A 12,467-nucleotide genomic window follows, 5' to 3' on the forward strand; every position below is an offset into this window, starting at 1 on the left:
TCCTCAACCGCTATGTCAAGGAAGGCAGCGCCGCTTTCGCCGGCAAGTGGGAACCCTACGAAGAAGCCAAGCATTGTACGGCTTGCCATACCACTTCCAGTGTCGATATCGGTCCTTCCCAGCAAGGCAAGTTAAACTGCGTATCCTGCCACGACGACCATACCAAGTAACCCCTATATTAACAAAGGGCCTATCCCTAGAGGAAAGACCCTTTTTTCATGCCGTTACCTGATGGCTTCCTTCATCTCGCGCACATAATTGACCACATGGGGGATACAATCCGGACCATGCTGTGCTATGATTTGCACAATGGCGCTGCCCACAATCACCCCGTCGGCAACGCCGGCCACTTCCCTCGCCTGTTGGGGCGTCGCGATCCCAAAGCCCACCGCGCAGGGAATATCTTTCACCCCTTTAATCATCTCCACCATGCCGGCCACCTGGTCACCCAGCTTTTCCCGCACACCGGTCACACCCAGGGAGGAAACACAGTAGACGAAGCCTTCCGCTTCCTGGGCAATCATCTTCATCCGGTCCCCGGAAGTGGGAGCCACCATCGAGATCAACGCAATCCCGTGGGCCCGGCAGTAAGGCAGGAACTCATCCCTCTCTTCAAAGGGAACATCCGGCACAATGAGGGCGTCAACCCCGACTTGGGCACAGCGGGTCATGAATTTCTCCGGGCCGTACACAAACACCGGATTGGCATAGGTCATCAAAGCCAGCGGCACCTGGCACGCCTGCCGCACTCGCTCCACCAGGGCGAAGACCCGGTCTACATTGACTCCCTGGGCCAGAGCCCGCATGTTGGCCCCTTGGATCACTTCTCCCTCGGCCACCGGATCAGAAAAGGGAAGGCCCAGCTCAATTAAATCCGCTCCGGCTTGAGCCATGGCCGGGATGAGGCGTTCCGTGATTTCCAGGGAAGGATCCCCGGCGGTAATAAAAGGAATAAAAGCCTTCCCATTTTGGAAGACAGAGGTCAACCTACTCATGCACATTCACCCCTTTGTAGCGGGCAATGGCAGCCACGTCTTTATCACCGCGGCCCGACAGGCATACAACCACGACCCGGTCTCTACCCAACCGGGGCGCCAGTTTCATGGCGTACGCCACGGCATGGGCGCTTTCAATGGCGGGAATGATACCTTCCGTGCGGGACAGGTATTCAAAGGCCGCCACCGCCTCTTCGTCCGTCACCGCCACGTACTCTGCCCGGCCCCTATCATGCAGGTAAGAGTGTTCCGGACCTACGCCCGGATAATCCAGCCCGGCAGAAATCGAGTAAACGGGGGCAATCTGCCCGTACTCATCCTGGCAGAAATAAGATTTCATCCCGTGGAAAATGCCTAAAGCGCCCCGGTTGATGGTAGCCGCATGGCGGCCCGTCTCCAGCCCGAGGCCCGCCGCCTCACACCCGATGAGCCGCACGGATTCATCCTTAATAAAATCATAAAAGATACCCATGGCATTGCTTCCCCCGCCCACGCAGGCCACGACAGCGTCGGGGAGCCTGCCCTCTTTGGCCAGGATTTGGGCCTTCACTTCCCGGCCCACCACGCTCTGGAAATCCCGCACTATGGTGGGAAAAGGATGAGGTCCCACCACGGAACCGATTACATAGTGGGTGTCATGGAGCCTTCTCGTCCATTCCCGCAAGGTTTCGTTAACTGCATCTTTTAAAGTACCCGTACCGCTGGCCACGGCATGGACCTTAGCCCCTAGAAGCTCCATGCGGTACACATTTAGGGCTTGCCGCACGGTATCCTCTTGGCCCATGAACACCTCACATTCCAAATCCATTAAAGCAGCCGCGGTGGCAGTGGCCACCCCGTGCTGGCCTGCCCCCGTTTCCGCAATCACCCGGGTCTTACCCATTTTCTTGGCCAGCAACACTTGCCCCAGCACGTTATTAATCTTGTGGGAGCCCGTATGGTTTAAGTCTTCTCTTTTAAGATAAATCCTGGCTCCTCCCAGGTCCCTGGTCATTTTTTCCGCATAATACAGCAGGGACGGCCGCCCGGCATACTCCGCCAGCAGCCGGTCCAATTCCCGGGCAAAGGCCGGGTCGTTCCGAAAATGATAATAGGCTTCCTCCAGCTCCCGGAGGGCATTCATCAGGGTTTCCGGCACATATTGACCCCCGTGAACGCCAAATCTCCCTTTCTGCTCCCTCATCTCGCTCCTCCTCACCTGTCTCTTTTCCAGCAATCAAAAAAGCCTTTATCCCTCCTTCAGGGACAAAGGCTGTACTACCTCTGCGGTGCCACCCAGCTTGGCGATGGAATCGCCCACTCATCCACCCCTTTGGTAACGGGCGGGGCTCCCGTAAGTGCCTACTCTCCCAGGGATTTCGGACTTCCCTCGCAAGTCCATTCGGAATAACCTTGGCAACCGCCTTCCCACCCGCCGGCGGCTCTCTGACTGCCAGTCGTTATTCTTACTAGTCTTGCTCATCGGTTTGGCTATATTTCTTATCATGCTAACATTATGCAGCAATCCTTGTCAATATCGAAAATCACCGGGCTTCCCTGGCATAATTTTCTCCCAGTGCTTTGGGTTGGGAAGCACGCCCGGCAAAAATCCCTAATGTCAGCAGCGTCAACACATAAGGCAACATCAGCATGAACTCATAGGGAACCTGCCAACCCAGGCTCTGCATCCTGAGCTGCAAAGCGTCAGCTCCTCCGAAAAACAGGGCGGCCAAGACCGCACCCACGGGATGCCAGCGGCCGAAAATCACCGCCGCCAGGGCCATAAAACCCCTGCCGCTGACCATTCCCTCGGCAAATAAGTTCAAGTGCCCTAGGGACAGGCTGACACCCCCAAGACCGCCGATGGCACCTCCCAGCAGTACCGTCAGATAACGGGTCCCGGTGACGCTGATACCCGCTGTGTCCGCCGCCTGGGGCTCTTCTCCCACCGCCCTGACGGCCAAACCCCAATGGGTACGAAAAAGAACAACCGTCAGGACCGGTACCAGGATGTAACCCAGGTAGACCAGCGGATTCTGCTGGAATAATATGGGCCCAAGCACAGGGAGATCGGACAGGAAAGGAATGGGATACGCCTTGAAGCTGTTGACCGTTACTTGCTGGTCCAAGCCAAACATGGCCCGGAACAGCACGCCGGTGAGGCCCATGGCCAAAATATTGATGGCGGCGCCGATCACGATCTGGTTAGCGCGAAAAGTGATGGATGCCACCGCCAGGATCAAGGACGTCAGGGCACCGGCCAGCATCCCACATAACAGTCCCAGCCAAGGGCTGCCGGTATAATAAGCACCAACTACCCCGGCAAAGGCACCGTTGAGCATTACTCCCTCCAAGCCGATATTCAGTACCCCGGCCCTCTCCGAAAGGGTCTCTCCCTGCGCCGCCAGGGCGATGGGAGTAGCCAACCGGATGGTGGCGGCTACCCAACTGAGATCAAAGACGCTGAGCAGGCTCACGGCAGATCACCTTCCCTCTTTTTGGCCGGCCGGACATATTTCGGCAGTTCTTTGCCGGCAGCACAGGCAATGAAGATAATGGGAATCGCCTGGATGATGAATACCAGCGAGGAAGACAGGCCCACCGTTCGCTGCAGCATCCCCGCGCCGCTGCGGAGGGAGGCAAAAAAGGTGGCCGAGAAAAGGACCCCCACGGGATTAGACTGGGCTAAGAGAGCCACCGCGATGGCATCATAGCCGTAATTGGGCAGGAAAGCATCCCTCAACCGGTACTGGGCTCCCAGGATCTCGGCGGCCCCCGCCAGCCCTGCCAGGGCACCGCTCAACAGCATGCCCGACAAAATGATGGCTTTCGTATTCAAACCCAAATAAGCAGTACACCGGGGGTTTAAGCCCACCATCCGCAGCCGGTAACCCCAGGTGGTGCGCTGCATGATCAACCAAACCACCGCCGCCAGGAGTACGGCCAGCAGGATCCCGGCATGCAGCCGGCTGGCCCCGGGGAACAACAAGGGCAAGCGAGCCGTTTCAGGTATGGCCGCCGATTGGGGCAGACTGACGGTGCCGGTTTCCGCCGGTTCCCGCAACGGACCGTGGACAAAATAGCTGAGCAAATACAAGCCAACATAGTTCATCAGCAGGGTGGTAATGACTTCGCTGACTCCTCTTTTAAGCTTTAAGAAGGCAGGCACCAGCATCCATAAGCCCCCTGCCAAGCAGCCTGCCAACAGGGCGCCGGGCAGGGCCAGCCACCCGGGCAAAGTGAGGGCCGCCCAAGTAGCCGCCAGCCCCCCCACACAAATCTGCCCTTCCGCGCCAATGTTGAAAAAGCCGCTTTTCACGCCTACCGCTACACTTAGCCCGGCTAAAATCAGCGGCACTGCTTTGTTAAAGGTGGTACCGATACTATAGGCATTGCCGAAAGCTCCTTCCCACAAGGCTCCCAGGGCCACCAGCGGGTTTTGTCCTACCAGGACAATCAACAGCACGGTCAGCAGCAAGGACAGCAGCAGGGCCAGGAACACCGTGAAGAAGTGATCAAAAGCGGGCTTCATTGTTTTAGTTTTCGTGGCCATGGGCTTCACCCCCCTTTGGCTCGACCCGGCCGGCCATCATCAGTCCTATTTCTTTCAAGTAGGCTTCTTCCGCCGGTAAGACCCCCAGCACCTGCCCCCGGTACATGACCGCAATCCGGTCGCAAACGGCCAGCAGTTCCTCCAACTCCGTGGACAGGAGTATAATGGAGGCACCTTTGCGGCTGGCCTCCAGCAGCACCCGGTGCACATAATTGGTGGAGCCGATATCCAAGCCCCGGGTGGGTTGATGGGCGATAATAAGCTTTGGCTCCCCGTCGATTTCCCTGGCTAAAACCGCCTTTTGCTGGTTCCCGCCGGAAAGAGCCGCCAGACGGGTGGAGATGCACGAAGTCTTGATTTCGAATTCTTTCACTTTAGCCAGGGCATAATCTTCCACCGCTTGCAAATTTAAAAAACCCTGGCGGGAAAACGGTTTCCGGTTAAATCTCCGGCAGATCAGGTTTTCTGCCAGGGACATGCCCATCACGGTAGCGGTGCCGTGCCGGTCAGCGGGAATGTAAGCCAAACCGCTTTCTGCCAATGCTTTCGGGGAAGCACCTGTCATGTCCCGGCCGGCCCACCGGATCTTACCTGTCTTGGGCCTTTTTAAACCTGCCAGGCAGTGGGCCAGGTTAGTCTGACCGTTGCCGTCCACCCCGGCCACTCCCATGATCTCTCCCTCACAAACTTCCAGGGATAACCGGTGCAGGGGGCTGTCCCCTTCTTCCAACTCGGTGCTGAGGTTTTCCACCCGGAGGAACACTTTATCGCTCTTGGTTTTGCCTTGCTTAGCCGGGGTAACCATCTTGTCACCGACCATCAAGCATGCTAAGTCATCGGCATCTACTTCCCCGGTGACATAGGTGCCTACCAACCGTCCTCCCCGTAAAATGGTAACCCGGTCGCAGATGGCCTTGATTTCATGGAGTTTATGAGTAATGCATATCACCGCATTGCCGCGTTTTACGAAATTCCTTAACAAGTGAAACAATTGTTCTACTTCCGGGGGAGTCAGCACCGCCGTCGGCTCATCAAAAATCAACAGCCTGGCACCCCTAAAAAGAGCTTTAAAAATCTCCACTCTCTGCCGCAGCCCTACGGTTAGATCCTCCACTTTCGCCCAGGGATCCAGCTCTACGCCGTATTCCTTCGCCTTAGCTTCGATCCGGGCGGCCGCTTCCCGGCAGTCGAGCCAGAACTCTCCCTTTTGCCCTTGGCCCAGGATCACATTCTCCGCCACGGTAAGGTTGGGCACCAGCATAAAATGCTGGTGCACCATCCCGATACCCAGTTCGATGGCTTCCCTGGGCGAGTTGATTTGCACAGGCTTACCGTCAACCATAATCTCTCCCGCATCTTGACGATACAAGCCGTAGAGGATATTCATCAGCGTGGTCTTGCCTGCGCCGTTTTCCCCCAAAAGACCGTGAATTTCACCGCGGCACACAGTCAGATCCACTTTGTCGTTAGCTACCAGAGAGCCAAAGGACTTGCTGATCTGCTTCATTTCCAAAATAGGCTGAGACATGGTGATTCCCCTTTGAGGTAGGATTAAGGCAGGACGGTAATATTTCCTTTTACTAATTCCTCTTTGATTTCTGCAATTCTTGCCTCCACTTCCGCCGGTACTTGTCCCCGGAAAGGAGCCAACCCGACGATGTCTTCATGGGCTACGCCAATGGCGTAAGGCTGACCCTTAATGGAACCTTTGACGAATTGTTCTCCAATGAGGTAGACCAGTTGGCTCAGGTCCGACAAAGCGCTGGTCAAAATGGTGTCCGGTGCCTGGTCGTACTGGTCGGTAATAGTGGCGATAGCCTTGGCACCTTTCTCTTGGGCCGCTTGGATCACCCCGGGAGAAGCAGCGTTGAGGTAATAGAAGACGATATCGGCACCGCTTTCCAGGTGAGCCAGGGCCGCCTCTTTGGCCTTAGCCGCATCTTCGAAGCTGCCCGTATACGTACTCAATACCTGAGCATCCGGATTAACATACAAGACCCCGGCTTTGTAACCTTCCAAGGAACGATAGGTAGGCGGGATTTCCATGCCACCGATACCGCTCACCACGTTGCTCTTGGTCATGAGCCCGGCTACCGCGCCGGCCAGGAAAGCCACTTGTTCGTCACACACTTCGAAGGTCGACAAGTTGGCGGCATTCTTGTTACCGTTGACCACGGAGAAATGCACATCAGGGAATTCCTGGGCCACGGCAAAAGCCGCATCGGAAAACTCGCCTCCATGACCGATGACCAGATCATAACCCTTGCTGGCATAATCCCGGAAAGCTTCTTCAAACTCGGGCACCGGCACCTGGTCAGAGAAGGCTATTTCCACCCCTAAGCCCTCTTCTATCTTCTTGAGACCTGCATAACCGGAACCGTTCCAGCTGTTATCATTGACAGGACCGGAAAAGACCATGGCAACCCTGATTTTCTTTTCCGCCTGCTCCTGTGGTTGGGCATCTCCCGTTGATTGGTTACCTCCTGTCGAACCGTTTCCTCCACAAGCGGCGATGGTGAACATCATGGCTATCAACAACACAAAAGCGGCCATCTTCTTGGCGGTTTTCATGAAATAATCCCTCCTAGAACTTTATATTTGCCCTTTTCACAATCGCACGGGCCCGGCGCTCCGCTTCGGCAATCAACCAATCTTCATTGATAGTGGTGAGTTTCCCGTCCTTCAATAGGATTTCTCCATCCACAATGACCGTGTGAACCACGTCATTGTTAGCCTGGTAGACTAAAGTGGAAAAGAGATCATGGGTGGGGGTGGTACATAGTTGATTGAAATTCATGATGGTCACATCGGCCTTTTTCCCCACCGCCAGGGTTCCCACCACCCGGTCCATCCCCAGGGTTTTGGCGCCGTTCACCGTGGCCATCTCCAGCACGCTGGCGGCCGGTACCACTTGGGGGTTGTGCTCCACGGCTTTGTGCATGATACCCGCCAACCACATTTCATCCAGCATGCTCATCCGGTTATTGCAAGGAGGACTGTTTGTGCCGAGGGAAACGACAATGCCCCTGTCCAGCATTTCAGGAATCTTGGCAATACCGGCGATCCGCAGCCCCGCTCCCGGGCAATGGAGTACCTTGACGTCCCGTTCCTCTAAAAGATCTAGGTCTGCGTCATTCACATGCACCACGTGGGCGGCCAGCAAGTGCGGCCCCAGCGCTCCCAGGGACTCCAGGTACTGGACCGGCGTTTTCCCGCTTTTCTCCCGGATAAAAGCTACTTCGTCCAGGGATTCAGCCAGATGCGTCTGCAGGAAAACGTTCTTTTCCCTGGCCAGGGCTGACAAAGTGCGCCAGAGCTCTTCACTGGACAGGAACAGGTTCAGGATGTTAAAACAAGCTCCTACCCGGTCATGTTTACCCTGCCATTTTTCCACCACGCCAACATTTCGTTCGATGGCTTCCTCCGTGGTCATCCTAGCTTCCGGGGGGATCTCTCCCGGCAGGTCCATGGTGGATAAACAGACCATGCCCCGCATGCCGCTGTCGATGATGGCCCCGGCGATGGCGTCGGGGTTGACCCCGCTGGCTTCACAAAAAGTGGTGGTCCCGCTCTTCAGCATCTCCGCTATACTCATGAGGGCGCTGACATAGACATCGTCTTCCGTGAGCGCCGCCTCATAAGGCCAGATCCGCTTTCTCGTCCAAGTAATCAAGTCTACATCATCGGCTAAACCCCTGCCTAAAGCCTGGCTGGTATGCACATGGGTCTGGATAAAACCGGGCAGGGCTATGAATCGCTTACCCCACTTGGGGCTGCTTATTCTCTCATAACCGGCATAGTCCCCTGGCTTTAGCTCATCCCTCTTTCCCAACGCGACAATACGGCCGGCTTCAATGGCTAAATAACCGTCTTCGATTACACCTAGTTCTGGATCCATGGTTACTAAATCCATATTTTCCAGCAGAATACCCGGCACAAAAAACCCTCCTTGCAGATTAGACTTCCACGTCGTCAATAGTCGGTGCCTCGGGAACGAAAGGCCTTCTCCGCTCAATCAAAGCCTTGGTGGCTTCCGTAGCTTTGTCGATAAGCATTTCTTCGTCCACTGTCAGCAACTTATGCCCCTCGACCACTACCTTCCCGTCCACCAATACTGTATCCACATCTGCTCCATTAGCACTGAAAACCAAGTTGGCCACAATGTTTGCATAGTCTTCTTCCAGTAAAGGTGCCATGTGCAGGCGCCGCAGGTTGACCAGCACCAGGTCTGCCTTCTTGCCTGCCTCCAGGGAGCCGATTTCATGATCCAGGCCGATGGCTTTGGCACCGTAAATAGTGGCCAGGCGGAGGGTCTCCTCAGCAGGCATCAATTCCGCATTCAAGTGATGGACTTTTTGCAAAAGAGAAGCAAATTTCATTTCTTCAAAAAGGTCTAAATTATTGTTCTCTTTCACCCCGTCCGTAGCCAGCCCGACACTGACCCCCCTGGCCAGTAACGCGGGAATGGGGGCTACTCCGGAAGCCAGTTTCATATTGCTGATGGGGCAGTGAGCCACGCTGGTCCCGGTGACCGCCAAAAGCTCTATCTCCGCAGGCGTTAACCATACACAATGAGCCAGCAGGGTTTTAGGCCCTAAGATGCCGCGGTTATAGAAAAGGCGAATGGGAGAGCACCCGTATTTCCGGCTGATGCGCTGGGCCATGTCGATGGACTCTTCCCCGTGGGTATGAATACCTACCCCGTATTTAGCCGCCAGGTCAGCCACCCGGTGGTAAGCCTCCTCGGTGCAGTACACCAAGTGTTCCAAACCAAACCACACGTGAATCCGTCCATTAGCTGAACCGTGGCGTTCTTCTACCAAGCGGATATTGTCTTCAATCGTTTCAAAGTAATTGTATTGGGGCCTGTCCGCCACATAAGGCACCAAAACGGCCCTGATCCCGGTCTCTTCCGCCGCGTCAGCACAACGGTCCATAAAACGGTACATGTCCACGACACAAGTAGTACCTGCCAAAAGGGATTCTCCATAACAGAGACTGGCAGCCACGTAGGCATCATCCGCCGTCAGCACTTTATGCTTTGGGTCAACGTGTTTGGTAATCCACTCCCATAGAGGCAGGTCCTCAGCGGTACCCCGGATCAAACCGGAATGGAGATGAGTGTTGATGAGGCCGGGTATGACCGCTTTACCTGTCGCATCAATAACCTCTGTGGCACGCTCCTGATACTTCTGTGCCAGGGCTTCACTTTCACCCACCTCAATGATGCGACCGTTTTCCACGTACACTGCACCTTGGGGATAAATAGTAAAATCCTTGTCTACTGTCACCACGTAACTGTTTTTGATGAGAATTTTGGACACATAACTCCCTCCTTCACTCTTGCGGGGCCAACTTCCCCTTTGGCCTTGAACCGCCGCTGCCTGTGAGACGCCAAGTTGTGACAAGTTTCACCTCCTATGCATAATCCAAAGTACTCTGAGTGTTCACTATCGACGAAATTATTTATATTTTGTTCTTTATTAGCATAATTCTCGTTCCAATCGTTTTTTCCTCTCAAATCTCGTAAAATTTTTCCACCCAAGTCACCGGCCAATGGGCCGGAAATTTGCGAAAGAGGTAGGGGCTTCTTGAGCAAAAAATAAAGAGCCTCGTTATGGTAAGGCTCTTGGTTTTTCGCAGAACCGGTAAACACTAAATGGTCATCCTAGGAAGCTCCTTATCGTGCAGGTAGTTAGCCACAACATCCCGTTCACTGTATGACCGCTCTTGTTCACTAAAGTGTTATTCTTTATGGGTTTGTTCTTTATTAGGATAATTTCTTCATCTTTTTGCTTTTCCCTCTTGCCAAACCGGCATCAGAAAAAATTTAATAATTTTGTAATGAAAGCCTCATGATCTTGTCAAAAATTGGCAGGTGTGGCCCCCACCAGGATTTCCGCCGTCCCTTGGGAACGGTTTGCCCATTTGTGGGGAATACCGGCGTCATAATAAGCCATATCCCCGCTTTTCAACGGGTAAGTATTTTCATTCAGGAATAAAACCACTTCACCCCCCAGCACATAAGTAAACTCTTGACCCGGGTGGGACTTGTAGCTCTCACTGCAAGTCCCCGCCGGGAGTTGGAGCACCACTATCTCCATATCAAAATTGGGACTTCTGGTGAGAAACTGTTGAATGACCGTTCCCTGAGGGCTCCGGTGGTGTACAATATTCATGCGATCCTCTTTTTTCACAATGACGACGCCTTCTTGGCTGTCATCGGCGATTAACCTGGCCACCGGCACCTCAAGGGCAGTGGCGATTTTCTTCAAGGAAGATAAAGTGATATTCACGCGCCCGTTCTCTAAATTGCTCAGGAAAGATACAGAGAGGCCGCTTTTTTCGGCCAGCTGCCGCAAACTCAACTTCTTCTCTTTCCTGATCTTGCGAATAATCTGGTAATCCTGCACGACCCTCACTCCGTTTCTTATAATAAAACTTTTCTGCGTCTTGTTCGTTTATAAAATACCATTCGCCGCGCCGGCCGTTTCCCCTGCCCCGGCCTGTTCTTACCAAAAAATTAATTTCGACAAGTACCGGCCGCAAAACACGTCCTTATCCCCTTCTGTACAGCATCATGATGCAGTACTAATTTATTAAATTTTACTTAAATAATCGTTGCAATTTTATTCTATATTTAATAGAATTGAATAGAGAGTAGACATCCTGTTTTTCCATACATATAGTGATGGGCAAACCCGTCGAAAGGCGGGGACGCAAAGCCATGGGTCTACAGCCGCAAGGCCATGACTGCCAGGTTGCCGATTGGATGACAATCGTTTTTGACCCCGGCAGTGCCGGATTTTTTTGTTTTCTTTCTGATTCCATCACACGCACCGGTCCGTGAGAGCCTTGTGTTCGCGGGCTTTTTTTGATGGAAAAACAGCAGTTTTTAAGGGTAAAGGGAGGATCTGTTATGTTACCGTTGTTGAGCACGAAAGGTAAAGAAAACCGCCATACCGCCGCCTATGGGCATTTAGTGGTAAACGCCGGCGGGGAAATCGTCATGGCAAATCCCTGTTTCATGGACATAGCCCAGCTAAAGGTGCGGAAACGCGTCAATTTTAGAGACATCATAGGTAAGACCGTCCGTGAGGTATTCGGGCAAGACACGGGCGATACTTTTGTAGGCATCTTCATGAAACACAAGAGCCCCTTTGCCGGGCAATTCATGATTGGCAACCAGCTTTTTCAGGTGGTGGTAGAAGAAATCAAGAAGGAAAAAGAGACCTATTACGAGTTCTTCTATTTCCCAATCAAGGATAAACATGACTGCGCCAATCACCGTTTCTTGCAAAACATTGTGTACGAAATAGCCAGGAGCAAGGGATATACCGACATCGAATGGATCCTGGAAATCCCTGATGAACACTGCAAGAACCTCTTGTCCTGCCTGGCCAGCCACGAGCACTCCATCATACCGGACAGGTACTGCCCCAACAAATACCGCTGTGGGTTCAATACCGTGCACGGGTGGCTGCAGTTGGACCGGAGGGCTTTCTACCGGACGAAAGTAAATCTGGCCGGGGAACTCTACTTGAAAGCATTAAAGGACCGGCCCATACCGTCACCGCTGGCCAGAAAAAAACTCCCCTGCCGGGCCCTGGATTTAAGTGTGGCAGGTATAAGGCTTGAGCTGGCAGTGTGTTTGCCGAAAGGATGCGTAATCCGCCTGGTATTTGAGGAGTTTGAAGCGGAAGGAACGATTGTCTGGACAAAGCGCTCCCATGACCACTGGCTGACCGGTGTCAAGTTCACCAATTTGACGGAAGAACAGCAGTCCAAAGTCATTGTCGCTATGAATAAGAGGAGGATTGTAGTAGATTAAAAACACCGGGACGGGAGTCCATTGCCAACCTCTCCTCCACCTGTTATAATGCAATTAACTGGCATAAAGCTTTGACCCGGTCAGAGTTTTTTCTTTGCCCATCCGGCAA

Annotated in this window: 11 protein-coding genes, 1 riboswitch and 1 other annotated feature; of the genes, 2 read left to right on the top strand and 9 right to left on the bottom strand. The window is 53.7% G+C overall.

Going from position 1 to position 12,467, the window contains the following annotated elements:
* On the top strand, window positions 1-170 hold a 170-nt coding region (locus tag GXX34_06845), incomplete at its 5' end, for a hypothetical protein (GenBank protein ID HHW07231.1).
* A gap of 54 nt (window positions 171-224) precedes the next feature.
* Here GXX34_06845 and GXX34_06850 read toward each other — a convergent pair.
* The 9 genes from GXX34_06850 to GXX34_06890 form a co-directional block, all read right to left on the bottom strand.
* Window positions 225-995: a tryptophan synthase subunit alpha gene (locus GXX34_06850; protein ID HHW07232.1), complete on the bottom strand. Its 771-nt coding sequence runs from the start codon at window positions 993-995 to the stop codon at window positions 225-227.
* Window positions 988-2,178 (bottom strand): tryptophan synthase subunit beta, encoded by a 1,191-nt coding sequence (gene trpB / locus GXX34_06855; protein ID HHW07233.1) that lies wholly within the window; start codon window positions 2,176-2,178, stop codon window positions 988-990. Before trpB ends, GXX34_06850 begins: the two co-directional genes overlap by 8 nt.
* Before the next feature lie 55 nt (window positions 2,179-2,233).
* Window positions 2,234-2,466 (bottom strand) — a binding site (T-box leader).
* Window positions 2,467-2,518: 52 nt separating this feature from the next.
* Window positions 2,519-3,451, bottom strand: coding sequence for an ABC transporter permease (locus GXX34_06860; protein HHW07234.1), 933 nt, complete (start codon window positions 3,449-3,451; stop codon window positions 2,519-2,521).
* A complete protein-coding gene (locus GXX34_06865; protein ID HHW07235.1) occupies window positions 3,448-4,527 on the bottom strand; it encodes an ABC transporter permease in 1,080 nt (359 codons plus the stop codon). The genes GXX34_06860 and GXX34_06865 overlap by 4 nt, the downstream gene beginning before the upstream one ends.
* Window positions 4,511-6,055 carry an ABC transporter ATP-binding protein gene (locus GXX34_06870; GenBank protein ID HHW07236.1) on the bottom strand — a complete coding sequence of 515 codons (1,545 nt, stop codon included), beginning with the start codon at window positions 6,053-6,055 and terminating at the stop codon, window positions 4,511-4,513. The genes GXX34_06865 and GXX34_06870 overlap by 17 nt, the downstream gene beginning before the upstream one ends.
* Before the next feature lie 23 nt (window positions 6,056-6,078).
* On the bottom strand, window positions 6,079-7,098 hold the full coding sequence (locus GXX34_06875; protein ID HHW07237.1) for a BMP family ABC transporter substrate-binding protein: 1,020 nt from the start codon (window positions 7,096-7,098) through the stop codon (window positions 6,079-6,081).
* 13 nt (window positions 7,099-7,111) lie between these two features.
* Window positions 7,112-8,464 carry an amidohydrolase gene (locus tag GXX34_06880; GenBank protein ID HHW07238.1) on the bottom strand — a complete coding sequence of 451 codons (1,353 nt, stop codon included), beginning with the start codon at window positions 8,462-8,464 and terminating at the stop codon, window positions 7,112-7,114.
* A 19-nt stretch (window positions 8,465-8,483) separates the two neighbouring features.
* A complete protein-coding gene (locus tag GXX34_06885) occupies window positions 8,484-9,851 on the bottom strand; it encodes an amidohydrolase (GenBank protein ID HHW07239.1) in 1,368 nt (455 codons plus the stop codon).
* Between the two features lie 540 nt (window positions 9,852-10,391).
* A complete protein-coding gene (locus GXX34_06890; GenBank protein HHW07240.1) occupies window positions 10,392-10,949 on the bottom strand; it encodes a helix-turn-helix domain-containing protein in 558 nt (185 codons plus the stop codon).
* Window positions 10,950-11,211: 262 nt separating this feature from the next.
* Window positions 11,212-11,296: riboswitch (cyclic di-GMP riboswitch) on the top strand.
* A gap of 150 nt (window positions 11,297-11,446) precedes the next feature.
* Between GXX34_06890 and GXX34_06895 the strand changes: the two genes are divergently transcribed.
* Window positions 11,447-12,358 carry a PilZ domain-containing protein gene (locus tag GXX34_06895; GenBank protein ID HHW07241.1) on the top strand — a complete coding sequence of 304 codons (912 nt, stop codon included), beginning with the start codon at window positions 11,447-11,449 and terminating at the stop codon, window positions 12,356-12,358.
* The last annotated feature ends 109 nt before the right edge of the window (window positions 12,359-12,467 follow it).

The organism is Clostridia bacterium (assembly GCA_012840125.1).
In the GTDB taxonomy this organism is placed as follows: Bacteria; Bacillota; DULZ01; order DULZ01; family DULZ01; genus DULZ01.